Below are 24931 nucleotides of genomic sequence, written 5' to 3' on the forward strand. Positions count from 1 at the left end.
GTTTTTGTTTGAATCAGTACCGAATAAGTGTATCCGTTGCCTTTGCCGATCACTGCTTACGGAGCGGGATCTGTAACCGTAACGATGACTTGCTCCGACATGGGCGACGCGACAAGACCGTCGCACGTGACCGAGTAGGAGATCTTTGTCTCGACAGTTGAGTCCTCGCCAAGAATGATGTCGAACGACGTGGCATCCTTGTCGTATTCGGACGGCCCGGCGCTCGGCCCACCCTGAACGAGGAAGTTATACGACGACAGAGCATGCCCTGCGGGGCAGTCGCTGTAGGTGTTCCACTTCACAGTGACAGTGTCACCGGGATTGTAGGGGCCTGCAGGTTCGAGCAGGTTCGCTTGAGGCTGAGGAGCGGTCGGCGTCTCAGGAATCTCATCGTAGAAACGAACGGTGATCGTTTCACCGATCGCAACGTTTCCTACCGGTGCCGCCGAGTAGGAGCGACCGACGTCGTTTGACGTTGGAGCCTCAGACCCGGTTTGAGCATCGAGCAAGAGACCCTTTTCTTCTAGCAACTGCTCAACAGCGTCTCGTGTGCGGTTGAGCAGCTCGTCTTCTGTCAGAGACACCTTGGTGGGCGGTGCTGACGTCGACGGGGCGGGCTCTGGAGCGACCGAAACAGTTGGTGAGGCGCTGGTTGGTGGGGCTTCTTCTTCTCCCGGGCTCGCGAGTAGAGCGATAATCGCACCGATCAGAACAACTGCGAGCAAGGAAATGAGCGCGACGATCGGCCACGTCCATGGGTTGCGTGGTTTCGATTCCGCGGCAATCTCTGCAGCAGTGGGCGCTTCACCGGGTGCGCTAGCGGTGTTGAGTACTCGAGTGGCTTGGGTTGAGTTGCCGTAGTTGAGTCCAACAGTTGCCGCGTGAGAGTTGTCGCCCATAATTCCGGGCACGGCAGCCGCGGCAGCCGCGATGTCTCCGCGACGGAGCGACTGGGCGGCACGCGAAAGATGCGATGCGGATGACGGGCGGTCGCCTGGCGACTTAGCCAAGCAGGCATACACAAGGTTGCGAACCGGTTCTGCAACGGTGATCGGAAGCTCAGGCGGAGTCTCGTTGATCTGAGCCATGGCGATCGCCACCTGAGACTCGCCCGTAAATGGACGACGCCCTGCCAACGCTTCGTAAGCGACGATACCGAGCGAATAGATGTCGGTGGTGGGGGAGGCGGGGTGACCACTGGCCTGCTCGGGCGAGAGGTATTGCACCGTGCCCATGACCTGGCCGGTCGCTGTGAGCGGTACTTGGTCCGCGATGCGCGCAATACCGAAGTCAGTGATCTTCACGCGGCCTTCGGGCGTGATGAGCAGGTTACCGGGCTTGATGTCGCGATGAACGAGTCCTGCGGCGTGAGCAGCTTGAAGTGCGGCCGCTGTCTGCGCGACCATGTCGAGTACGCGATCGGGATCGAGTACTCGTTCGCGCTCGAGAATGGCGCTGAGTGCTTCGCCGGGTACGAGCTCCATAACGAGGTAGGCGCTGCCATCCTCTTCGCCGTAGTCGAAGACGTTGGCTATGCCCTCGTGATTCACAAGGGCGGCATGGCGGGCTTCTGCACGGAAGCGCTCGAGGAATCCGGGGTCGCCCAGATATTCATCCTTGAGGATCTTAATCGCGACCGTTCGACCGATCACGAGGTCGGTTGCTTCCCAGACCTCGCCCATGCCACCGATCGCTACGCGACTGGACAGCTGGTATCTACCGCCGAAAGTGAGTCCGCTAGTCGGTCTCATTTGTTTAGCACCGCCTCTAGTACTTGACGCCCAATTGGTGCGGAAAGCCCGCTGGAGGTTCCGGACTGTCCTAGTCCGCCACCATCCTGAACCACTACCGCCACAACAACCTCTGGATCATTTGCCGGCGCGAATCCAGTGAACCATAGTGTGTATGGCTCACCTTCTCCGTTCTCTGCTGTACCGGTCTTTCCTGCGACCTCAACGCCATCGATCGCGGCCGTGTTCGCTGCACCGTTATCGACTCCATTCACCATCATCTGGGTCAGGGATGCTGCTGTTTCGGCACTGACTGCTTGATTGAACAGCGTTGGTTCGAAGGACTGGATGGTTGTGAGGTCGGACGAAACGACGCTCTCAACAAGATTGGGTTGCATGATGTTGCCGCCGTTGGCGATCGCCATCGACACCATCGCCATCTGCAAGGGGGAAGCGCGCACGCTCGACTGGCCGAAGGCGGAGAGCATCGTTTGGGGACGATCAAGCGCGCTGGGGTAGACACTCTCGGTCGAGACGAGGGGTACAGAAACGCTCTCGTTGAAACCGAACCTTTCGGCCTGTTCCCGAATCGCGTTAGAACCAAGAGCATCGCCTAATTGCGCGAACGGAATGTTGCACGACAATTGGATGGCCGTGGCGATCGTGGCTGTGCTGCCCGAGCCGCACGTGCCAGAGTCGGCGTTGCTGATCTCGAAAGTGCTCTCCGGCAATTGCAGCGAAGCGGGGTTGGGGAACGTGCTTTCGGCGGTGTAGTCGCCACTTTCGAGAGCGGCTGCCGCGACAACAAGCTTGAACGTCGATCCCGGAGGGTCGAGAGGCCCAGCGAGAGTGCGGTTATAGAAGGGCTCATCGGCGTCGTTCAACAAGCGAGTGTAGGCGTCGATGACCTCGGCGCTGTCGTGAACTGCCAACTCGTTGGGATCGTACGAAGGCTTCGAGACCATCGCGAGGATCTCACCCGTCTTGGGCTTGATCGCGATGACGGCTCCCTTGAGGTCACCAAGCGCGTCCCATGCTGCTTGCTGGATAACGGGATCGATAGTCAGTTCTACCGCGGCGCCCGTGGGGTTCTGGCCCGTAAGAATCGAGTTCACTTGGTCGAAGAACTGATCATTCGACGAGCCACTGAGGTAGTCGTTGAGCGAGTGTTCGAGTCCGGTGTTGCCTTGGTTCAGGGTGAGGTATCCCGTGATCGGCGCATACAACTCGCCCTTCGGGTATACCCGCAAGAACTTGAATTCGTCATCGACCGGCTCGGAGTACGCAATAGGTTCGCCATTGACAAGGATCGGACCACGTTCGGCTGAGTAGCTTGCGTAGAGTGTGCGGACGTTTCGGCCATCCGCCTGCAGCTGATCAGCGGTGACGACTTGAATAACGGAGCTCGAGATAAACAAGCTCACGAACATGAGCAGCACGACGGTGCTCACACGCTTGAGTTCGCGGTTCACTGTCCCACCACCAATCGGTTTTCGATAGACGGTTCCACGACCAACTGTGGTTGGTGTCGGACCGTGTCGGAGAGGCGCAGCAGGAGGGCCGCAATAATCCAGTTAGCAACGAGCGATGAACCACCCGCAGCGAGGAAGGGAGTGGTGAGTCCGGTCAGCGGAATGACGCGGGTGACGCCACCGATGACGACAAAGACCTGCAGTGCGATCACAAAAGCGAGACCGACACCAAGGAGGCGGCCGAAATCATCTTGACCGGCAAAGCCGATACGGAATCCACGAGACACAAAGAGAAGGTACAACGCGAGAATTGCGAAGATGCCGATAAGGCCGAGTTCTTCTCCGAGAGCGGAGATGATGTAGTCGCTCTCAGCGAGAGGCGTGATCTCAGGACTTCCCCGGCCAAGACCGGTACCGATGAGCCCGCCATCCGCGAGCCCGAACAGGCCCTGCACGAGCTGATAGCTGCCGCCCGTCGCGTCGTACACCGCTGGATCGAAGGGGTTGAGCCATGCATCAATGCGTCCGGAAATGTAGGTCAAGAAGCGACTTGCGACGAACGCTCCGCCGAGGAACATGGCCATACCGAGGAGGATCCAACTGGAACGCCCTGTTGCGACGTAGATCATCACAAGGAAGAGACCGAAGTAGAGAAGCGCCGTTCCCATGTCGCGTTGAAAAATCAACACCAACATGGAGGCGACAAACACAACGAAGATCGGGCCGAGGTCGCGAGCTCGGGGGAACGTCATCCCCATGAATTTGCGACCGACCATCGACAAGGAATCGCGGGCTGAAACCAGGTACCCCGCGAAGAACACTGCCAGGGCGATCTTGGCGAGTTCGCCAGGCTGGAAAGAGAAAGGGCCGATTTGAACCCACAGGCGCGCGCCGAACCGAGTGTCGCCGATGATGGGAGCGAGCGGGAGCAGAAGCAGCGCAATACCGCTGAACATTGCGATGTAGCGATAACGCTGAAGAACGCGGTGATTCTTGATGATGAGCAGTACCGCGATTGCAATCGCGATTGCGATACCGGTCCAGATGATCTGACGAACTCCTCCACTGCTCCAACCAGTGAGTTCATCGGCGATATCGAGACGGTAGATCATGGCGATACCGATGCCGTTCAGCACGGTAATGATGGGCAAGATCAGCGGATCCGCATCGCGAGCGGTAAATCGCAGGGTGATGTGCATGGCGAACACCAACGCACCGAGCACCCCGGAAAGTGCGAGAACGGTGAAATCAAGGCTGCCGAGCGCGCCCAGCTGCACGAGTGCGATGGCCCCCAGATTGATCGCGATCGCCACAATAACCAAGAGCAATTCGAGGTTGCGCAGCCGTGCGGGCACGCGGAGCTTAAGCCGGATGTTTTCAGTGATAGCCCGCGGGACCGCCGTGGCAGAGGCGCGGGTCTCAGCGCTAGGGGACTTGGGCATCAGACAACATTCCTACAATGCGACGGGCATCCGCGAGGTCGCGCGCGTTAATGGTGTTTTCGACACTGGCACGCAGGTACAGCGGAAGATCGACGACTCGAACATCAGTGACTTGATAGATATGAGACAGCGAAATAGGGCCGATGTCCTGCTGCACACCCTGGTAAATCGCTACGTTGCCATCCTCGATGCCCACGTACAACTGCTGCTGGGTGTACTGGTAACCAAGGACCAGACCGGCAACGATCGCGGCGATCGTGAGAGTGATGAACGTGATCCACGAGATGCGACGGCGGCGAACACGACGACGGTCTTCGCGAATAATCGCTTGGAAGTACTCGTCAGATTCCGGCTCAAAGTGGCTGTCGTCGGGCTGCGTTGCCTTCAATGGATGCAGCAAAAGGTTCGGCAAGCGCGTCTGCTTCTTAGCGACTGTCGGCTCGAATGACAGCGGTGAAGCAGCGGAACCGACCATCAGGGGTGGCTCGTGAGAAGACGTGTCGTCATCGCCGACATCCACCACAACAACGGTGACGTTGTCGGGGGCGCCTTGATCAAGGCTGGCTTGAACGAGTCGTTCAGTGGCAACCCGCGGATCGGTGACGCGACGCAGCGTTGCGGCGATCTTGTCTTCGGTAACGAAGCTGCTCAAGCCATCCGAGCAGAGCAACCAGCGGTCACCTGGCTCGGTGGCGAAGACCTCGGTGTCGATTTCGGGCGAAGCGTCGACATCTCCGAGAACGCGCATGAGAACGGAACGGCGCGGATGCACGGCGGCCTCTTCGAGAGTGATGCGGCCACTTTCGACCAGTCGCTGCACGAACGTGTGGTCGTGCGTCATCTGCGTCATCTCGCCCTGACGCAGCAGGTAAATGCGCGAGTCACCGATATGCGCCATGGCCATCTTGTTGCCAACGCGGATCATTCCACTCACCGTGGTGCCCATGCCGGTGAGCTCGTTGTGCTCGATTACGGTGTCAGAAAGTATCGCGTTCGCGGCGAGGAGAGTGTCGTGGAGCACCTGAGCTGCGTCGTCAGCCGACTCGAAACTGTGATCGGCCTCGACAACGTGCTTGATCGTGATCGCCGAAGCAACATCGCCACCCGCATGGCCTCCCATACCGTCAGCGACGATGAAGAGATGGCTGCCGGCGTAGGCGCTGTCCTGGTTGTTAGCCCGAACCTTGCCCACATGGGATGCGGCAGCACTGTTGCCCGGCGTGGCCATTCAGTTACCGCCGCAGTTCGAAGCTAGTAGTGCCGATCTTGATGGCAGTATTCAACGGAATCGGCGTCGGAACGCTCACGCGCTGGCCCGCCAGAAATGTGCCGTTGGTGGAATCAAGATCTTGAACAACCCAGCTATCCGCCCAACGCAGCAAGCGCGCGTGATGGGTTGAGGTGTAATCGTCGCGGATGACGAGCCCGGACTCACTTGAGCGACCGATAGTGAGTTGCTCTTCGGGGAGCGCAATTTCGAGCCCCTCCTTCGAACCAGAAACGATCACGAGCCGAGTGGCATCGAGCGAGTTTCCGGACGCCGCGACGGGCTGGACCGGTCGAGTGGCTTGCGCGGCGACCGGGGTGGACGGAGTCGAGGGCGCTTGTTGTGCCTGGGCAGCGCTTTGCACGGGCATCCGCCGCACCTTCTCACCAAAGAGATCGGAGCGCAGTGCGTAAACGATCGCGAAGATGAAGCCCCACATGATCGCGAGGAATGCGATGCGCAGCAGCAGAAGCGTGAGTTCACTCACAGGGGGAACCCCCGGTCATTGCGGCGAGCAGCGGACTGGTCGGCATCGGCAGATTGGGCAAGCACACGGAACACGATACGGGTTCGACCGATATCAATCACGGATTCCGGCGCGAGTGGTGCGCGAGAAACTGGCGATCCGTTCAATTTTGACCCGTTTGTGGAGTTCAGGTCGTTCACTTCGGCGCGCGAACCATCCCAGAGGATCTCTACGTGCTTGCGAGAAATCCCGTTGTCGTCAACCGTGATGTCGGCTTCGCTACCGCGACCGATGATGGTGCGGGAGTGGGCGAGAGTGTGACGCGTGCCGTTGATGTCGACCACCGGAGTCCATGCAACCGTGCCCTTAACGCTGATTGAGTCGACCTCGATCATGCCTTGGCTGAGGGAATCGTCGGGCGCCAGAACGATAGAGATACCGCCGGAGAAGGAGTAGTGCTGAGCCGTGGCATGCCGTTGAACGAGTTCAGTCAACTCGGAAATCAAGGTGCTGCCGAGCCCTGCCATTCGCTGGTAGTCGGTATCGCTCAGGCGAACGGTGAAGTTGTTGGGCACGAGGATGCGGTCGCGCGACACAACAGCGGCCTGCGTGTCGAGTTCGCGGCGCAGGGCGCTGGTGATTTCGACGGGCTGCAGACCACTTTTGAAGGTCTTTGCGAATGCGCCGTTTACTGCGCGTTCGAGACCTCGCTCAAAGTTGTCCAGAAGACCCAAAGCTCTCCTCGTAGTGGCTCGGTGTAGTACGTCGATGTTAGCCGGTGTGTGAAGCTAACCCGTTACCCGGGGTCGAGCTATTAGGGAAGAAGGCCCATGGGGTCAACGCGGGTGCCATTGACGTAGGTCTCGAAGTGGAGGTGGGCGACAGTGACGTAGCCGGTGGAACCGCTCAGCCCGAGAGGTGTTCCCGCTGACACGGTCTGGCCAGGAGAGACCATTTGCGAACCGGCGATCATGTGGGCGTACAGGGTCGAAACTCCGCTGCCGTGGTCCACCTTGACGTACTGGCCCCAGCCGCCGCCGTAGGTAACTTCGGTGACAACACCGGGGGAGGCAGAGACTAGCGTTGCGCCGCTGCCGGTCATGATGTCGATGCCGCCGTGGAACTCTCCACCGTCGCGGTAACCGAATCCGTCGTTTACAGGAGCATTGGCAGGCCACACGGCCAAGAAGCCAGCGAATTCACCGCTGTAGCTACCGGCAAACGAACCTGAAGGCCCTGCGGTGTAGGTCTCGACGACTGGCTCTGGCTCAGGCTCGGGTTCTTTGATGCTCAGCTTGTCGCGCTTTGCGGCACTGATTTCTGTTTCGACCGAAGAGGCGAAGGACTGGATCGGCACGCTTTGAACGGGCTCGGTGGTGGCGACAGCAACAGACTGCTGCAAAACGACGGATGCCGACGCTGCGGAAGCGGTGGATTCGATGTCGCGCGACGAAGGTTCCATGTGTGCTGCGGCTGGAACAGTCACGCTCACGACAACTGCCATGATTGCGCTGAGTGTCAGCAATCGTTTCACGCGGTAACCCCCAGGGGTGTGGTCTGTGTTCTGTCTGGTTGGACAGCTTTGGATCAAGTCTGGTTGAACCCGTGGCTTTAGGCACACGGACAGCTATCAACCCTATATGACAAAGCTGTGAATCGTCACTAAACATCTTCGTGCACACGAATCGTTGAACAGCCTGACGCTGTGATAATCTCAGCCAGTTGAGTGTTCAACTCAACCCACGCGTGAGTGGCGGAATTGGTAGACGCGCACGGTTCAGGTCCGTGTGTTCGAAAGGACGTGGGGGTTCAAGTCCCCCCTCGCGCACAGTGCAATCGCACAGCAGAGGTAAGAGAAAAGGCCCACCGGTTGGTGGGCCTTTTCTTGTTGGTCTGAGTCTTGTTGGTTTGTGCTTTATCGGTCCCCGGGACTGGCCCTGGTTCTGCGGCGCCTAGCGAACCTGGCGCGCGGTGAACTGCATCTGCGGGTGCGCGTAAAACTCTTGCGACTCAACGAGCTGCAGCTCGCGTTCGCCCGACTCGAGAGTCTTGGTGAGCAGGTCGAAGACACTGGATGCCGTGCGAGCCAGAGCATCCGCGGCGTCGCCGGTGCGCACAAAGTGGGCGGTGAAGAGGGCGGCGGTCACGTCGCCGGAACCGTTGGCCTTCATGGGCAGCTGCGGGGTCTGCACGATCCAAGCTCCGGCATCCGTCACGACCATCATCTCGATGGTGTCGGGTTCGCGGTCGGGGCGCTCAACGCTCGTGACGAGAACCGTGCTCGGGCCCATCGCGCGGGCGAGATCGGCGGATGCCAGCGTCGACTCGATCGTGTCGGGCTCAGTTTCGGTGAGGAAACCCAGCTCGAACTGGTTAGGGGTGATGATGTCGGCGACCGGAACCACGCGCTCGCGCAACAGGATCGGTATGGCCGGGGCCACGAAGCATCCGGATTTCGCATTGCCCATCACGGGATCGCAGGCGTAAATCGCGTGGGGGTTCGCTGCCTTGACGCGTGCAACGGTGTCGATGATGACATCGCCGATGCCCTCGCCACCTTGGTAGCCCGAGAGGATGACATCGATCTGGGGGAAGACTCCGCGGTCCTCGACGCCGGCAATGACCTCGGAGACGTCACTGGGGTCGATCATCGGCCCCCGCCAAGCGCCGTAGCCCGTGTGGTTCGAGAAGTTGACCGTATAGACCGGTACAACCTCGACGCCGATGCGCTGCAGCGGGAACACCGCGGCAGAGTTGCCGACATGGCCGAACGCGACTGCTGACTGAATCGAGAGGATCTTCATCCTTTGATTCTCCCACTTTCTTAGGGCGGTTGCCGTTCTCTTGCCTGCGAGCCCGAAGCGTCACCACAACGCGGGGGAGCGCCTGACAAGGGTCGTTAGATAACCTCAATTTTGACTTATTATGCCGATTTAGGGGATTTTGTGATTGTTAGAACTAAGACCATGAGCGTTATCGCGGCAGCGATTGTGGCCTGCACAATGATGTCTGGCTGCGCATCCTCGGGAGCGAGTAATGACCCCGAACCCTCGTCGTCAGCGGAGGGTGGCATTGCGGTCGAAGAGAAATTTCTTGACGTCGTCGTGACGCTGCCGGCGAGCTTCTTTGAAGACATGAACGCGGAGGAGATCCAAACGAGTGCGGAGGAGTCCGGCTACAAAGCGGTCGTCAACGACGATGGTTCGGTCGAGTACACCATTCCCAAGTCAGTGCACGCCGAGCTGATCGCTGAGATGGCCAGCGGCATCGACGAGAGCATCACCGAAACGCTGAGCACGGAAGCTTCGATCGAAGAGATCACGCACGACGACAAGTTCGCCACGTTCGCGATGACCGTGGACCGCGCGGCGTTCGATGACTCATTTTCCGCTCAGTTCATTCCGTTCGGCCTCGGATTGCAAGCGATGTTCTTCCAGTCGTTCGATGGAGTTTCGCTCGATGACAGACGGGTTGTCGTGACTTATATTGACTCGGCTTCCGGAGAAGAGTTCGACACCTACGTACTTCCCGACGCCTTGGAGTAAACCCTTGGCGCTAGCGGCGCCCGAGCTCCACGAGCTTGCGCTCGCGCATCGCGAGAAACAGCGGGAAGGTGAACGCGAAGGCCGTGATGCCCGAGAGCACGATGTAGAGCCAGGCCCGCTTCATCCCGAGGCGACGTGCTTCGATGATGATCAGGATGCTGCCCGCGATGGCAACCACGAGAAGGTCGACGCCGAGTGAGTTGACGGCGGGGCCGCTGCCGAACCAATCGCCGAGGAAGTTGCGCATTTGCACGATCGCTAGTGCGTTGAAGATCCACGTGCCGACGAGGCCGACGATCGACAGGGTCGCGAACGTGATCGCGGTGGCATTCCAATGGCGCAGGAGCGCGGGGCGACCGTCCTGGGGTGCGGGTTCCGGTGCGGCAGGTTGCTTAGGGTCGTGCGACTGAGGAGACATGTTCCGTCGATTCTCGCACCACAAGCTCGGGGCGCAAGAGAACGGAGCTACCCGGGTCGGTCGACTCGTTCGAGCCACGCTCGATGGCCTCTGACACGGCAAGCTGCGCCATCCGCGTGATGGGCTGACGAACGCTTGTGAGCGGCGGGTCGTAGAGGTCGGCGAGGATGATGTCGTCAAAGCCGATGACGGACACATCGCGCCCGACCTTGAGACCGAGATCGCGGAGCCCGCGGCAGAATCCCAGCGCCGTCATATCGTTGATCGCCACGATCGCGGTCGGTGCAGTCTTGGGGTCAGCGAAGAGGTCGCGTGCGGCAGCCCGCCCTACCGCGGCCGCTTCGACATCACCAAACTGCGCAGCATCCATCCCGGTCCACTGCGGCATATCGGCAACCGAGAGCCCAGCAGCTTCGAGAGCATCGCAGTACCCGCGGTAGCGCGCTGAGCGGTTCACCGAGCGGATTGAGCCCGACACGAAGGCGATGCTCGTGTGACCGAGCTCGAGGAGATGCGCGGTGGCGACTTGGCCACCCACATTGTTGTCGATGCTGATGCTCACGACAGATTGTGGGTCATTCGGCTGGGCCGGCCGGTCGAACGTGACGAGGCGCAGACCTTCGTCGATGACGTGGCTGACGTGATCGAGCGACGGGAGCGAGGTGCACAGGATGATGCTGCGTACGCCGTCTTCCCACAGCTCTTCGACGTAGCGGCGTTCGCGTTCGGGATCGCGCTCACTGTTGCAGAGCAGAACACTGCAGCCCAAAGCCAGGGCAGCGACTTCCACTTCGTGCGCGAAGGCGCCCCAGAAAGGGTTGCCGACCGAGGGCACGACGAGGCCCACGGTTTGAGTTTTGCCGTTGCGCAGCTGGCGAGCAGCACGATTGGGGCGGTAGCCAAGCTCTGCGATCGCGGCCTCGATGCGAGTTCGCGTTGCCGCGACCATCCGGCCCTGACGGTCATTCAAAAAATTGGAGACGGTACTGGGGGAGACCCCAGCAGCTTGCGCCACGTGCTGGATGGTTACTCGAGCCACGCGACCTCCTTCGGTTGTTGGCGATCCTGATGATCGTCGTTTTAGTGTAACGATTTATTGAACTTCGGCAAGCAGTGGTCCAGCAAGTACGTGCCTTGTGAGAGTAATTTCATCGTCGCCCTTGACTCTCAGAGAATGACTCGTCTATGGTCAGTGCATCGTTACACCGATTTCACCCACCCCCCTAGGAAATCGGTTAGGAATCGAATGAGCCGACGACGACGTCGCGGAACGAAGGCACTGGAGCCGTCGCTCAATCTCAGCTTGAGAGGACATGCACATGGAAGTGAAGTCACGAATGCGCCGCACAGCATCGGTCGCGATGGTGGCCCTGATGGGTCTCGGTCTCGCCGCCTGTTCAGCCGGAGAAGCAGACGCCGATCTGAACCCCGATGAGGTTTCGGGCGAGATCAGCCTGCTCACCCCCATTTTTGAAGGAAGCCCCGGGCAAGACCTTCTCGAAGACGAGCTGCTTCCGCAGTTCTACGAGGAGTACCCCAACGTCACGGTCAACGTGGACTACACGACCTACGGCAACCTGAACGAGAAACTCACTACGGCGGTCGTTTCCGGTCTCGTCCCCGATGTCATGCTCATGGGCGTCGGCTGGATCGAGGCGTTCGCCGACAAGGGCGTGCTCGCCGACCTCGGTGAACTCGGCCTCAACGAAGCTGACCTCAAGGAGAGCTACACCGACGAGATCGTCGAAGCCGGCATGTGGGACGGCAACGTCTACGCTGTGCCAATCATGCTCGACACCCGCTTCGGAGTCGCCCGCATGGACATCCTCAAGGAAGCTGGCTACGACAGCCCGCCCTCCTCGTGGGAAGAACTCATCGAAATCGCTGAAGCGACCACCGTGCGTTCGTCAAACGGTTCACTTGAGCGCGCTGGCTTCGACATGATGTCGCTGGATGCCCGTCAGGCGTTCGAGACAATGCTCTTCTCGGCGGGCGGCGCACTCTTCAATGAGGATGCCACCGCTCCTGCCTTCAACAGTGATGAGGGTGTCGCCGCTCTTGGGCTTATGGCTGACCTCGTGAACAAGTACGAGGTAGAGGACATCGGTTTTACTTCGACGGATGACATCGTGAACCCGCTCATCAACGGGCGCGCCGCAATGGGAATCGCCCACAACAACCTCTGGACGCAGGCACTCGAAGCGGATGAAACCGTTCTCGACAACCTCGAGCCCTTCGTTATTCAGGGCGATGCATCCGGAATGTTCTTCGGTGGAACCTTGGCGACCGTTGCCAACAACTCGAAGAACCCCCAGGCTGCCCGCGCACTGCTCGAGTTCCTGTCGAGCCCGGACGCTGCACTCGCCGCCAACGAACAGCGCGGTAACGTGCCGGCACTGACCGAACTCCTCGACTCTGACTACGTTCAGTCGAACCGTTTCGTTCAGTTCGCAATGGAAAACCTTGAGGTCGCCCAGCGCGAAGGTGGCCCCTCTCAGTGGCTCGAAGTCCGCGGTGACTTTGCGCCCGCCGTTCAAGCAGCTCTGCTTGGTCAGAAGTCAGCGGAAGAGGCTCTTGATGACCTCGCCGCGCTCGTTCAGACCTCGATAGACCGCTAGTTCCTCCCCTGGATGCTCGGGTACTCCACGTACCCGGGCATCCCTCTTCCCCAGCACCACACACACGAGGGCGTGATGACTACTACAGACCACCAGCCAGTGCAGGTCGCGAAAGCGGCGCCTGTGCCCGGCACGGCAACAGCACCTCCGCGCAAGCGCAAGCGGATCAGTATGGCCGAGAAGAAACGGCGACGTGCTGGCTGGCTGATGATCACGCCATCCGTGATTCACGTTGGTCTCTGGACGCTGATCCCGGTTATCGCTACCTTCTACCTCTCCTTTACGGACTACGGCATCTTTTCGGCACCGAAGTGGATCTGGTTCGACAACTACGTTGAGATGTTCAGCGACCCGGTCTTCATGCAGTCGATCGGCAACACCATTTGGTACACCTTCTGGACCGTGCCCGTGTCGATGGCCGTCGCCGTTGTCGTGGCGGTGCTCCTCAACCAGGGCCTGAAGCTGCAGAAGTTTTACCGCACCGCCTTCTTCCTCCCGCAGGTCACCGCGACCGTCGCCATTGCGATGGTGTGGCTCTGGATCTTCAACCCGCAGTACGGTCTGCTCAACGCCATGCTCGAAGCCGTTGGCCTTCCCGGGCAAGCCTGGCTCGTCGACCCGCAGTGGGCATTGCCTTCCGTAATCTTGGTTGGCGCGTGGCAGGGCATCGGCATCAAGATGCTCATCTACATTGCGGCCCTGCAGAACATCGATGAGTCGCTGTATGAGGCAGCCTCGCTCGACGGCGCATCGTCGGTGCGCAAGTTCTTCAGCATCACCGTTCCGATGCTCAAGCCGGCGACGTTCTTCGTCTTCATCATCTCGATCATCGGAGCATTCCAAGTCTTCGATCAGATCTACGTGCTCACCGACGGTGGGCCCGCGAACGCGACCACGATGATGACCTACGAGGTCTACCGCTCGGCGTTCCAGGAGTTCCGGATGGGAATGGCATCGGCTCAGTCGGTCGCGCTGTTCGCCTTCCTCCTCTTTGTCACTCTCATTAGCCGTCGCGTCACCAAAGAAGAGGACTAGCGATGACCCTCCCTACTATTAAGGCCCTCGCGATCAGCGAAGAAATCACGGTCGCACCCCGCAAGCGCTGGTTCCATCACGCCAAGGGACGTCAGGCGGTGCTCGTCAATGTGCTGCTCAGCTTGGGCGCAATCACGATGCTCGTGCCGTTCCTCTGGATGGTGCTGACGAGCCTCAAGTCTCCGGCCGAGCTGGCCCAGTTTCCGCCCACGGTGTTGCCGCAGGAGTGGATGTGGAGCAACTATGCCGCGACTCTGGATGCTGCGCCGTTCGGCCTCTACTTTCGCAACAGTTTGGTGATCGCAACCACTCACACGCTCATCACGATCGCTCTCGGCGCGATGGCCGGCTACGCACTCGCTCGCATTTACTTCCGCGGCCGTGAAGCGATCTTCCTCGCCTTCATCGCGATGCTGATGATCCCCACCTACACGAAGATCGTTCCCCAGTTCTTGCTCGTGAAGTTCATGCCCCTGTTCGGTGGCAACGACATCCTCGGCCAGGGCGGTAGCGGCTGGCTGGACACGTGGTGGGCGCTCATCATTCCTGGTGGGCTCAGCGCATCCGCCATCTTCCTGTTCCGTCAGTTCTATTTGTCGCTGCCGAAAGACCTCGAAGAGGCGGCTCGTATCGATGGGCTGGGCGAGTTCCGCATCTTTGCGCAGATCTATACGCCGCTCATCAAGCCGGCCATCGCGACGGTGGGTTTGCTCACCTTCCAAGAGAGCTGGAACAACTTCCTCTGGCCGCTGCTCGTCACAACCAGCAGCGACCTGCGCGTGATTCAAGTAGGGCTCGCGGTGTTCCAGCAGCTCGACAACACGCAATGGCAGTACCTGATGGCCGGAACAACCATGGCCACCGTTCCCATGGTGGTCTTGTTCATCTTCGCCCAGAAGTACTTCATTCAGGGCTTCACTAACGCGGGTATCAAGTAACTCGCCCGCATCCATTCACGAACTTTCCATCACCAACAAAAAGATAGGCACGGTAAAGAAAAATGAGCATTGACCTCACCGGACGACGCGCACTCGTTACAGGCGCAGGAGCAGGAATCGGCGCGGCCATCGCGAAAGCACTGGCGGCGGCGGGCGCTGACGTTGTGGTGCACTACGCCCACAGTGAAGCGGGAGCCACCGCGGTAAAGGACGAGATTGAAGCGGGCGGACGACGCTCGCTCGCCGTTCAGGCCGACCTCACCGATTCAGCGCAGGCGACCACCTTGGTGGATGCCGCTGTTGAGTTTCTGGGCGGCCTCGACATCCTCGTCAACAACGCCGGCCACCTGGTGGGCCGCGCGACCATTCCCGAGACCACGGATGAGCGCTGGAACGAGATCATGGAGGTGAACGTGGCCAGCACGTTCTTCACCACCCGGCAGGCGCTTCCGGCGCTCGCCGAGTCGGAGCACGGCCGCATCATCACGATGGCGTCGCTCGCCGCTGAAAACGGTGGTGGTGCCGGATCGGTTGTCTACGCCACCTCGAAGGCTGCTGTTGTCGGTTTCACTCGGGCACTGGCCAAGGAGATCGCCGGCAAGAAGATCACCGTAAACGCGGTTGCTCCCGGCTTCATCGGCGAGACTGCCTTCCACGAGACCTTTACGCCGGGCGAAGCTCAGAAGAACATCGTCGCGGGCATCCCGCTCGGTCGGGCGGGCACCGCGGGAGACGTTGCTGACGTCGCACTGTTCTTGGCCTCTGACCTCTCGTCGTATGTCACGGGCCAGGTTGTCGACATCAACGGAGGCCTCAACTTCCGATGAGTTCTGTTCCGCAGCAGCCGGGTGGGTGGTGGCATGACTATGTCTGCCCCACGCATGGCATCGAGTTGGGCGCCCGCGACGGCGACGAGTTTCTGTGCGACCACGGCTGTCGTCTCACGGGCGACAAGGTCGAGGCCGCGTGGCTCGCGCTTGAACATCAAGCGCTCGCTCGTGCCGCCCGGGTTGCTGCGCGACGGTATGCGTTGCACGGCGACACCGCCGATCGAGAACGGGCCGTCGAGCTCGTTCTCGACTACTCCGCTCTCTACGTGCAGATCTCGGCTGGCGGTTGGAGCGACAAGAGCGAATCATGGATGCTGCAGGGCAAGCTCTTTGCCCAGGCTCTCTCCGAAGCGCAGTGGGCAGTCGGGTTCGCGGATGGCATCATCACGCTCGGGCCGATCCACGAACTTCGCGAGTCTACCGACCTCAGTCGCACCCTCGACGGGCTGGGCGAGACACTCGCCGAGTCTCGCCGCATCCTCGTGGAAGATCGTGACGATCAGCGCAGCAACTACACCGCGTGGCTGGATGCCGCAGCCCGTCTGGTAGCGCTGGCCTCGCACACGCTGGGCGGGCCCGCGGTCGCACCGCAGTTTGCGGCGGTGGTCTTCGACCATATGCAGCTCGCGGTACGTTCCGACGGCTGGGAGTGGGAGGCATCCACCTACTATCACGTGTTCGTTCTGCGCGCCTATCTTCTGGGTCTGCGCGGAATCGAGCTCGCGGAGCTGCCGGCCGACGTCGTCGTCACGCTCCGTCGCATGGTCGACGTGCTGGTCTCGATTGCGGCGCCCGACGGTTTCTTGCCCGCGCTGCACGACGGCCCCTACGACCGGGTCGCGATGCACCGCGAAGTGCTCGAAATTTGCACGCTGGGAGCACAGCTCTTCAGCGATACCGGCCTGACGACTGTGCAGTCGTGGGTCGTCGAAAGACTTGGTGCTGACCACGATGGTCTCGAGTGGATGCTCGATGGCTGGTTTGTGGGTGCACCGCTTGATCGCGCACCGGTGGTGGTCGGTTCGCGAGCATTCGAGGATGCCGGGTATGTCGTGTTGCGGGATTCACGCAATCGCATGGTCGGCATCCTCGATGCTGGACCCCACGGTGGAGCCCACGGCCACTTCGACAAACTTGCGCTCTACCTTTATGGCGACGGCCCGAAGTGGCAGCCGGCTCCGGCCGTGCCGCCGTATGGGCACGCGCTTCGTCGCTCGTACTACGCGCGCACGATCGCGCATCCGACCGTTCGCGTTGACGGCGCTGACCAGGTCGAAGCCAGTGCTGAAATTACCGAATGGGATGCTGCGGCCTCTCGCGTCACGGCCGTCACCACGACCGCGATCGAGGGCGTTCGGCTGAGCCGCACCGTGCAGCTCGCCGACGGACTGCTCGTGGATGTCGTGCACGTCGTCTGCGATGACGGCGAACCCCACGAGATCTCGCTTGGCCTTCGCCCGGCCGTTGACTTCAGTGTTGTGGTGGCGGGTGACTCGTGGCGTTCGACTTGGGGCGCTGCTTCGGGCGCAGGCTTGACGGGCGCTCATGCGAAGCCAACCCTGAGCCGCGGGCAAGCAGGCTTGACCGGCTGGCATCGCGCATCCGGCAACGCCACGCTCGAACTGGCCGCGGGCCGCGGGCCATCGGATGACCCCAGCCGTCTGCAGCATGTTGGCGACTGGTCGATGACCGCCAGCGCCGCAACTTTCGTGAGCGTGTACTCCTTCGACCCCGAGTTCAGCCTCGACACTGTCGAAGCCGACTTCTCTGACACCGCAGTGCGGATCACGATCCCCACTGCCGCCCCCGACTCATCACTAATAGAGGTAGGACTGTGACCAACATCGCCGAGACCACAACCCCCACATCATCGACCGCAGCTTCACTTTCGTCGGCAACGGGCCGCGCGATGCTCATCGGCGACCGCGAGCAGCAGCTGCGCAGCGAACTTGATGGCAGCAGGAGCGCGCAGTTCCGTCGACTGCTCGAGGAGTGTGAGCGCGCGAAGGGGATGGAACTTCCGCAGGAACACCCGCTGGCATCCATCACCTATTTCGGGCCGGGCTCGGCGAACCTCGCGCTAGCGTACCGCTTGACCGGTCAAGCGGCGTACCTCGAAGAGTTGCGTCGCTGGTTGGCTCCGCCGCTGTCGTTCCCCCACTGGGGAAAGGCGAATCTGCCCGACCACGACCTCGATGCCGGCTGGATTCTGCACGGGTTGTCGCTCGCCTATTCGTGGGCCGGTGACGCGCTGCGCCCCGAAGAGAAGCAGGCCCTCGAAGACAAACTGCTGCTTCAGGGCCAGCGCATGTACGAGTTCGCTGTCGAGAAGGAAGGCGGATGGTGGTCGTCGTCGTACTGGCAGAACCACAATTGGATTTGCTACGCCGGCCTCGCCACCGCCGGGTATGCCCTGCAAGAGAAGTACCCCGAAGCGAAAGCCTGGACTGAGCGCGCGAAGGACAACTTCGGCAAGGTTCTCGACTCGCTTCCCGACGACGGCTCCAACAACGAGGGTGTCGTCTATTGGCGCTACGGAGTGCCGTGGATCGCGAGCTACCTTGACGTGCTGCGCGACCAAGAGGGCCTCGACTGGTTCAACCGCGGCACCTACTTGAAGGAGACCTTCTGGTACCGCCTCTACCAAGCGGCTCCCGATCTGGAACGCATCGTTGACCACGGTGACTGCCACGATCGCCGCAGCGGGCATCCGCTCGCCCTTTATTACAAGCTCGCCGCCGAGTACCGCATTCCGCAGGCGCAGTGGTTGGCCAACAAGGTCTCGACCGAGTTCTACTGGCGCGAAGCGTACGAGAGCGGAGTGCGACCCGGCGTTCGCCCCGAGGCGTACCAAGAGCTGCTCTGGTTCGACCCCACGGTTGAGCCGGCCGGCCCGGAAACTCTCCCGCCGAGCAAGTACTTCGAAGACCTCGGGCTCGTCGTCGGGCGCAGCTCGTGGGATGAGCAAGCGAGCCTCGTCTCGTTCAAAGCATCACCCGGTGGCGGCCACAAAGCGTGGGATCAGTCGCACCGCCAGCGCAAGGAGAACGGCTGGGTCACGCTCAACGCGGGACACCACCACCCCGACTCGGGCTCGTTCGTATTTCTCGGGAACGGCTCGTACTTGGCGATCGACGAAGGCTATTCGTCGCGCAAACTCACTGAGCACCACAACTCGATCCTGATCGACGGCAACGGCTTCGTGAATGAAGACCGGTATCACGTGTTCGAAGAGCTGGCCGAGGAGTTCACGGCCGAAATTCTGACCACGACGATCAAGGATGGCTGGACCCACGCGGTAAGCGAGTCCTCCGCGATGTACGACCGCGACCTGGGAGTCACGCGGGTTCGCCGTCACCTCGTCATGACGCCAGGCGGAACCCTCGTGATCGCCGACGACCTCGCCGCCGACCAGCCCCGCACCTGGACGTGGCTGCTACAAACCGACAACGCCCCCGTTGCCCTCGGCGACAAGCGCTGGCGAGCGGATGCCGGACACGGTGTCATGCCGATCGCTGCGCTCGACGACAATGCGGCCAGTGAGATCGTCGAGACCTTCGTGCATGCCAACCCCACGTCATCCACGCCGAGCCTGGCGATTAGCAAGAAGCAGCACACGCTCAAGCGCGTGAGCGAGCCGACGACGAGTGCACGCTTTGTCACGGTGCTCGAGTCGCGTCGCTGGGATGACACTGCCCCGGCGAGCATCCACTATGAAGTGTCGGATGGTGGCGTGCGTGTGGAGATCGAGCGCGACGGCGTGACCGAAACCGTATCGTTGGGCTTCGATGGCGACGCTCCCACCCTGGGCGCAACGGCCGTCGTGGGCGAAGGATTCCAGGGGAGCACGAGTACGCACCGATGAGACAACGACCGCAGCGACCGCAGGGCACGAGACGGTCTCCCCGCTGGGAGACCTCTCTGCTCGGCGCGCTCGCGTATCCGGGAAATATCTTCCTGGGGTCGCTTGCGGTTCTCATTCTGTCGCTCGGCATCATCACGGTGCTGCCGGCCGCGATTGCGTACGCCCGCGCGTGTGCCGACTGGAACGTCACGAACAACGACAAGGTGTTCACGAATACGTTCCGCGAGTTCCGCCAGACGTGGCGGCGCACGCTGGGGCTCGGGGTGATCGCGACTGTGGTGTTCGCGATTCTGGTCGCCGACGGCATCTTCCTCGCGGCGCAGTTGACTAGCACGGGCGATCCGCTCGCGCTCATGTTTGCCGCCGCGGTGATGCCGATCGCTGCTGCCGTTGGTGTGTTCGCCGTCGCGCTAACGGCTGCCTCGACACTGGCTCCCGAGGCGGATGCCCGCACCTGGGCACGTGAGGGATTCGTGCTGATGCTGCAGCATCCGCGTCGCTCGCTACTCGTGTTGCTCACGCTGACGGTCGTGATCGTGGGCTCGGTTTTGCTGCCGAGCCTCGCGCCGTTCGTGGCGATCGCGGTGCCGGTGTACGTGGGGGTGCGGGCCTGGGGTCCGCGGCCGCCCGCGAACGACGAGCAGGACTAGGCAGTGGCTAAGCGCCCACCCGTCTCGTTCGCGCTGAAGGTTCTCTACAGCGACACCTTCATCATGGCCGTCGGCTTTTACATGCTCGTGCCGTTGCTGGCGTATCACTTTCTACAAGATCTGACCCTCACGATTGCGGCTGTCGCGGCGCTGACGGCCGTGCGCACCGCCGCCCAGAACGGCATGATGCCGATCGCCGGGTGGGTTGCCGATCGCATCAACTTTCGTCGCGCCATCCTGATCGGGGTGCTCGTTCGGGCTTCGGGATTCGCCATGCTGGGCACTGTAGATTCGGTGCCGTTGCTCGTGGTGGCGTCGATTCTCACGGGGCTGGGCGGTGCACTCTTTCACCCCGCCAGCTATTCGGCGTATGCCGCGCTCACGACCGGCAGTGACCGCATCCGCGTGTATTCGACGCGCGAGGTGGTCAGCAATGTTGGCTTCATCGTCGGCCCCATCATCGGTGGTTTCTTAGCGGGTGCCGACTTCGCTTTCGTGAGTTTGTCGGCGGCCGGGATGTTTGTGATCGCGTTCATCATTAGCGCGTTCGGTTTGCCCGGACCGGGGGAGGACGACAAGGCCCGCACCCCGCCACGCTTGCGAGTGGCCTTCGCCGACCTCGCGTTCGTGCGGTATTGCGCGCTCGTGGCGGGCACCGCGGTGCTCGTCGCTCAGTTCTATCTCGTGATCCCATTCCGGGCCGCCGAGTTCACCTCGGGCCCGTCCGATCTCGGCTTCATCTACTCGGGCGCCGCGATCGTGATGGTGCTCACGATGCTGCCGCTCACGGGTGCCGCCAACCGTTTTCTGCCTGACCGCGTCACCCTCGCCGGCGCGACAACGTGTCTGGGTGTCGGCGTTGGCATCATGGGCCTCTCCACAAATTTGTTCGGGATGCTCGTGGGCGTTGCCGTGTTCATCGTCGGTCAAATGCTTGCGCAGCCTGTGCTCAATGCCACCGTGTCGCGCTTTGCCCCGGAAGGCTCAGTCGCTAGCTACTTCGGAGTGCAGGGCCTCGCCAACGCGATCGGTGGCGTCGTGGGAAGCAGCTCAGCTGGTGTGATTTACGCGCTCGCCGGCTCGGGCGAACCCGGAGCATCCTGGGTCTGGCTGACGTACCCCGCGTGGGCGGTCATCGTCGCGGTGCTGTTTGTAGTGTTTGGGCCACGGCGCGCTTCAGGCTCGGCAGACTCTAAGCCGAGCGCACCACAATAGGGCAGATGGAGCCGACACCACCCCGCGAGCAGATCGAAGTCGCGTCAGTCAGAGATTCAACCGCGCCCGGCGAGGTTTCGCGCGCCAGCCGTATTGGCCGCCGCATCGGACGCATCGCGCTCGGCGCCTCACTGGTGTTCGCCGGCATCAGCCACCTCACCTTCGCGCGCGAAGACTTTCAAGCGCAGGTGCCGAATTGGCAACCGTTCGACCAAGACTTCGTGGTGGTGGCATCCGGAGTCGTCGAGATTGCCCTCGGCAGTGCCCTCATCTTTTCCAAGAAGTACCGCCCGGCGGTCGGCTGGATCGCGGCCGCCTTCTTCATCGCGATCTACCCCGGCAACATCTCCCAGCTCGTGAACCAGGTCGATTCCCTCGGCATGGACTCCGACCTCAAACGTTGGATTCGGATGCCGTTCCAACCCGTGCTGATTCTCTGGGCCCTGTGGTCTACCGGGGCGTGGCGCGCCTGGCGTGCCGCACGCCGCACGGGAGGGCTCGGCCTCACTGCGTGATACTTTCCCTACAGAAGCAAGGTTGAGGTATCGGCGAAGTTGTTGAATGAGTGGAGTCTCTGAATGAGCAGAGTGGCGGCAGTCGCCCCGGTGGTGCCCGAGCACAGCTACACGCAGGCCGAAATGACCGGCATGCTCGCGTCGCTTTTGGCCGAGAACACACGCCATCAGGCCGTGATTGAGCGGATGCACGGCGCCAGCGGAATCGATCGTCGCCACATGGCGCTCCCGCTCGAGCGGTATCCCGAACTCGGCAGTTTTCGCGAGACCAACGACGAGTTCATCCGCGTCTCGACCGAGCTGCTTGAGCGCGCGCTGACCACGGCGCTCGCGGACGCTGGGCTCACCGCCGCCGATGTCGACTTCGTCTTCTTCACCTCCGTCACCGGCATCTCGGCGCCGTCGATCGACGCGCTGCTGATCCCGCGGCTGGGGCTGCGCCCCGACGTGAAACGGGTTCCCTCGTTTGGCTTGGGCTGCTTGGCGGGGGCCGCGGGCTTGGCCCGCGTGCATGACTATTTGGTCGGGCATCCGGATGACGTGGGCGTCGTATTGAGCGTCGAGCTGTGCTCGCTCACCCTGCAGCGTGATGACCACACCATGGCCAACTTTGTCGCCACTGGCCTCTTCGGCGACGGTGCCGCGGCGGTCGTGATGGTGGGGGAGAACCGCAGCGAGCCGGGCCCGCGCGTGATTGATACCCGCAGCACGTTCGTCGCCGACAGTCACGATGTGATCGGCTGGAACGTCGGCGGCACCGGTTTCGAGATCGTGCTGAGCGCGGGCGTGGCCGACGTGATTCAGAACAGTTTCCCGGGCGAGGTCAGCGAGTTTCTGGGCCGCAACGGCCTAACGATCGCCGACATCGATACCTGGATCGCGCATCCGGGTGGCCCCCGCGTGCTCGAAGCATTCGAGAGTTCGCTCGGGCTTCAGCGCCGCGACCTGCAGTCGAGTTGGGATTGTCTCGCCCGCGTCGGCAACTTGTCGTCGGCCGCAGTGCTGCATGTGCTGGCGGATGCTCTGCACGCCGATCCCGCGCCAGCCCCCGGTAGTCACGCTCTCGCCTTCGCCCTCGGGCCGGGTGTGAGCGCCGAATTCGTTCTCTTGGAGTGGTCGTGATGGGCGCCGCTGCCGGAATTTGCGGCGGCCGCAACGACCGAGAGGTGAGCATGAAGGAGCCCCGCACATGACCGTCATTGCCTACATCGCCCTCATCGTGGGCACGAGCATGGAGCGCCTCTATGAGCTGCGTATCTCCAAGCGCAATGCTGCCGCAGCGTTTGAGCGCGGCGGTCGCGAGTATGGGCAGAAGCATTTTCCGTGGATGGTGGCCCTGCACACCGGCTTGCTCATCGCCTGCGTTGTCGAAGTGATCGTCGCCGATCGCCCCTTCCTGCTGTGGCTCGGAATCCCGATGCTCGTCATCACCCTGCTCTGCCAAGCGGCGCGCTATTGGATCATCAACTCGCTTGGTGCTCAGTGGAACACCCGCGTCATCGTCGTGCCCGGGGCCGGCCGTGTGCAGAACCGCGGGCCGTACAAGCTGACGTGGCTGCCGCATCCCAACTACCTAGTTGTCGCAATCGAGGGAATCGCATTGCCGCTCGTGCACACCGCGTGGGTTACGGCGATTGTCTTCACCGTGCTGAATGCGGTGCTGCTGCTGGCGTTCCGCATCCCGACCGAAAACCGGGCCCTGCGCGAACTGACGCCATGAGTGGTGCGGGTGACGATGCGGTCGCTGCAGGTGCGGCCGATGATGCGGTGACCGAACCGAGCGTTTCGCCGGTCGTGGACGTCATCGTCGTCGGTGGCGGGCCGGTCGGTCTCGCCGCTGCCATCAATGCGCGGATGCACGGCCTCACCGCCCTTGTGATCGAGCCCCGCACCGGCACCATCGACAAAGCCTGCGGCGAAGGAGTCATGCCCGGCGCCGTCACCGAACTCGCCGCCCTCGGGGTTCACCCACGCGGGCGCAGGATCGCGGGTATTAGTTACCAAGACGGCACTCGCACCGCCGAACACCGCTTCGCTTCGGATGCCGCGCTCGGCGTCCGTCGCACCGAACTGCACCGGGCGCTCACCGAGCGCGCGATCGAGCTAGGCGTCGAGTTCGACCACGGCAAGGTTGAGGCGATCGAGCAGCATGGCGACAGGGCTCAGATGGATGGCCGGAGCCGCAGTGCGAACCGCGCAGAAAGCGGCCAAGGCGGCACGAAGGCGCAAGCGAGCGCGGTATCCGCGCACCTCGCTGACGTTCGCACCATCGAGGGGCGGTGGATGCTCGGCTGCGATGGTCTGCACTCCACAGTGCGCGAGCTGGTTGGCCTGGCCGCGCGCCCTCGCCGCGCGAGGCGACGTGATTCTCGGCGGTTCGGCATCCGGCAGCACTTTGAGGTTGCTCCGTGGACTGATCTCGTGGAGGTGCATTGGGCGCCGACGGCTGAGTTGTATGTCACGCCGGTGAGCGACACCGAGGTGGGTGTTGCGGTGCTGGGCCCGCGCGGAACATCGTTCGATGAGGCGTTGGCGAGTGTGCCGGTGCTCGCCGAACGCCTACGCCATGCAACCCCCGCCTCGACGGTGCGGGGTGCTGGCCCACTGTTGCAGAACACCACCGGGCAGCGCGCGGGCCGAGTGCTGCTCGTGGGCGATGCCGCTGGCTACGTCGATGCGATCACGGGGGAGGGCATCCGCTTAGGGCTGGCGGAAGCGCGCGCTGCGATCGAGTGCCTCGTCGCAGGCAAACCCGAACGGTACGAACGCGAATGGCGTCGAGTGACCCGCGACTTTCGGATGCTCACCACCGGGCTCGTGGCGGCCGCGAACTCACCGCTGCGCCGAGCTATCGTGCCGGTCGCCGCGCGGTTGCCCGGCATTTACGGTCGCATTGTGGAAAGCCTGGCCCGCTAGAGGGTGCGG

The 24931-nt window shown here is 61.9% G+C and carries 23 protein-coding genes and 1 tRNA gene; 14 read left to right on the top strand and 10 right to left on the bottom strand.

Annotation, left to right across the window (positions count from 1 at the left end; translation table 11 throughout):
* Positions 1–56: 56 nt before the first annotated feature.
* From ESZ53_RS09690 to ESZ53_RS09720, 7 genes are all read right to left on the bottom strand, one after another.
* A complete protein-coding gene (locus ESZ53_RS09690) occupies positions 57–1751 on the bottom strand; it encodes a protein kinase (RefSeq protein ID WP_129072633.1) in 1695 nt (564 codons plus the stop codon).
* Positions 1748–3202 (bottom strand): penicillin-binding protein 2, encoded by a 1455-nt coding sequence (locus tag ESZ53_RS09695; protein ID WP_129072634.1) that lies wholly within the window; start codon positions 3200–3202, stop codon positions 1748–1750. The genes ESZ53_RS09690 and ESZ53_RS09695 overlap by 4 nt, the downstream gene beginning before the upstream one ends.
* Positions 3199–4644, bottom strand: coding sequence for an FtsW/RodA/SpoVE family cell cycle protein (locus ESZ53_RS09700; protein WP_129072635.1), 1446 nt, complete (start codon positions 4642–4644; stop codon positions 3199–3201). The genes ESZ53_RS09695 and ESZ53_RS09700 overlap by 4 nt, the downstream gene beginning before the upstream one ends.
* The gene (locus ESZ53_RS09705) at positions 4628–5872 is read right to left on the bottom strand and encodes a PP2C family serine/threonine-protein phosphatase (protein WP_129072636.1); all 1245 of its coding nucleotides are present in this window, start codon (positions 5870–5872) and stop codon (positions 4628–4630) included. The genes ESZ53_RS09700 and ESZ53_RS09705 overlap by 17 nt, the downstream gene beginning before the upstream one ends.
* A gap of 4 nt (positions 5873–5876) precedes the next feature.
* Positions 5877–6398, bottom strand: coding sequence for an FHA domain-containing protein (locus ESZ53_RS09710; RefSeq protein ID WP_129072637.1), 522 nt, complete (start codon positions 6396–6398; stop codon positions 5877–5879).
* On the bottom strand, positions 6395–7111 hold the full coding sequence (locus ESZ53_RS09715; RefSeq protein ID WP_129072638.1) for a DUF3662 and FHA domain-containing protein: 717 nt from the start codon (positions 7109–7111) through the stop codon (positions 6395–6397). The genes ESZ53_RS09710 and ESZ53_RS09715 overlap by 4 nt, the downstream gene beginning before the upstream one ends.
* 80 nt (positions 7112–7191) lie before the next feature.
* Complete coding sequence (locus ESZ53_RS09720) at positions 7192–7911, bottom strand: M23 family metallopeptidase (protein WP_246837283.1); 720 nt, start codon at positions 7909–7911, stop codon at positions 7192–7194.
* A gap of 210 nt (positions 7912–8121) precedes the next feature.
* On the opposite strand from ESZ53_RS09720, the gene ESZ53_RS09725 reads away from it, so the two are divergent.
* A tRNA-Leu gene (locus ESZ53_RS09725) sits at positions 8122–8205 on the top strand.
* Positions 8206–8329: 124 nt separating this feature from the next.
* Here ESZ53_RS09725 and pdxY read toward each other — a convergent pair.
* On the bottom strand, positions 8330–9181 hold the full coding sequence (gene pdxY, locus ESZ53_RS09730) for a pyridoxal kinase PdxY (protein WP_129072639.1): 852 nt from the start codon (positions 9179–9181) through the stop codon (positions 8330–8332).
* A gap of 141 nt (positions 9182–9322) precedes the next feature.
* Here pdxY and ESZ53_RS09735 point away from each other — a divergent pair, with 141 nt between their 5' ends.
* Positions 9323–9922 carry a hypothetical protein gene (locus ESZ53_RS09735; protein ID WP_129072640.1) on the top strand — a complete coding sequence of 200 codons (600 nt, stop codon included), beginning with the start codon at positions 9323–9325 and terminating at the stop codon, positions 9920–9922.
* 10 nt (positions 9923–9932) lie between these two features.
* Here ESZ53_RS09735 and ESZ53_RS09740 read toward each other — a convergent pair whose 3' ends face one another.
* Both ESZ53_RS09740 and ESZ53_RS09745 read right to left on the bottom strand, forming a co-directional pair.
* Positions 9933–10340, bottom strand: a complete 408-nt coding sequence (locus ESZ53_RS09740) for a DUF2834 domain-containing protein (RefSeq protein ID WP_246837284.1) — start codon at positions 10338–10340, stop codon at positions 9933–9935.
* Positions 10315–11379 carry a LacI family DNA-binding transcriptional regulator gene (locus ESZ53_RS09745; RefSeq protein ID WP_129072641.1) on the bottom strand — a complete coding sequence of 355 codons (1065 nt, stop codon included), beginning with the start codon at positions 11377–11379 and terminating at the stop codon, positions 10315–10317. The genes ESZ53_RS09740 and ESZ53_RS09745 overlap by 26 nt, the downstream gene beginning before the upstream one ends.
* A 280-nt stretch (positions 11380–11659) precedes the next feature.
* Here ESZ53_RS09745 and ESZ53_RS09750 point away from each other — a divergent pair, with 280 nt between their 5' ends.
* The 12 genes from ESZ53_RS09750 (at position 11660) to ESZ53_RS09805 (ending at position 24922) form a co-directional block, all read left to right on the top strand.
* Positions 11660–12958 carry an ABC transporter substrate-binding protein gene (locus ESZ53_RS09750; RefSeq protein WP_168187219.1) on the top strand — a complete coding sequence of 433 codons (1299 nt, stop codon included), beginning with the start codon at positions 11660–11662 and terminating at the stop codon, positions 12956–12958.
* A 75-nt stretch (positions 12959–13033) separates the two neighbouring features.
* A complete protein-coding gene (locus tag ESZ53_RS09755) occupies positions 13034–13993 on the top strand; it encodes a carbohydrate ABC transporter permease (RefSeq protein ID WP_129072643.1) in 960 nt (319 codons plus the stop codon).
* A gap of 2 nt (positions 13994–13995) precedes the next feature.
* Positions 13996–14931, top strand: coding sequence for a carbohydrate ABC transporter permease (locus ESZ53_RS09760; RefSeq protein WP_129072644.1), 936 nt, complete (start codon positions 13996–13998; stop codon positions 14929–14931).
* A 62-nt stretch (positions 14932–14993) separates the two neighbouring features.
* Positions 14994–15758, top strand: coding sequence for an SDR family NAD(P)-dependent oxidoreductase (locus tag ESZ53_RS09765; RefSeq protein WP_129072645.1), 765 nt, complete (start codon positions 14994–14996; stop codon positions 15756–15758).
* Positions 15755–17599, top strand: coding sequence for a heparinase II/III family protein (locus tag ESZ53_RS09770; RefSeq protein WP_129072646.1), 1845 nt, complete (start codon positions 15755–15757; stop codon positions 17597–17599). Before ESZ53_RS09765 ends, ESZ53_RS09770 begins: the two co-directional genes overlap by 4 nt.
* On the top strand, positions 17596–19626 hold the full coding sequence (locus ESZ53_RS09775) for a DUF4962 domain-containing protein (protein WP_129072647.1): 2031 nt from the start codon (positions 17596–17598) through the stop codon (positions 19624–19626). The genes ESZ53_RS09770 and ESZ53_RS09775 overlap by 4 nt, the downstream gene beginning before the upstream one ends.
* A complete protein-coding gene (locus tag ESZ53_RS09780; RefSeq protein ID WP_129072648.1) occupies positions 19623–20276 on the top strand; it encodes a DUF624 domain-containing protein in 654 nt (217 codons plus the stop codon). Before ESZ53_RS09775 ends, ESZ53_RS09780 begins: the two co-directional genes overlap by 4 nt.
* A 3-nt stretch (positions 20277–20279) precedes the next feature.
* Positions 20280–21491, top strand: a complete 1212-nt coding sequence (locus ESZ53_RS09785; RefSeq protein WP_129072649.1) for an MFS transporter — start codon at positions 20280–20282, stop codon at positions 21489–21491.
* Positions 21492–21496: 5 nt separating this feature from the next.
* The gene (locus ESZ53_RS09790; RefSeq protein WP_246837285.1) at positions 21497–22006 is read left to right on the top strand and encodes a MauE/DoxX family redox-associated membrane protein; all 510 of its coding nucleotides are present in this window, start codon (positions 21497–21499) and stop codon (positions 22004–22006) included.
* Between the two features lie 63 nt (positions 22007–22069).
* Positions 22070–23128, top strand: a complete 1059-nt coding sequence (locus tag ESZ53_RS09795; RefSeq protein WP_129072650.1) for a type III polyketide synthase — start codon at positions 22070–22072, stop codon at positions 23126–23128.
* Positions 23129–23195: 67 nt separating this feature from the next.
* Positions 23196–23726 carry an isoprenylcysteine carboxyl methyltransferase family protein gene (locus ESZ53_RS09800; RefSeq protein ID WP_100387739.1) on the top strand — a complete coding sequence of 177 codons (531 nt, stop codon included), beginning with the start codon at positions 23196–23198 and terminating at the stop codon, positions 23724–23726.
* A complete protein-coding gene (locus tag ESZ53_RS09805) occupies positions 23723–24922 on the top strand; it encodes an NAD(P)/FAD-dependent oxidoreductase (RefSeq protein ID WP_129072651.1) in 1200 nt (399 codons plus the stop codon). Before ESZ53_RS09800 ends, ESZ53_RS09805 begins: the two co-directional genes overlap by 4 nt.
* Positions 24923–24931 lie beyond the last annotated feature (9 nt).

Origin of the sequence: Salinibacterium sp. UTAS2018 (assembly GCF_004118935.1) — a bacterium.
In the GTDB taxonomy this organism is placed as follows: domain Bacteria; phylum Actinomycetota; class Actinomycetes; order Actinomycetales; family Microbacteriaceae; genus Rhodoglobus.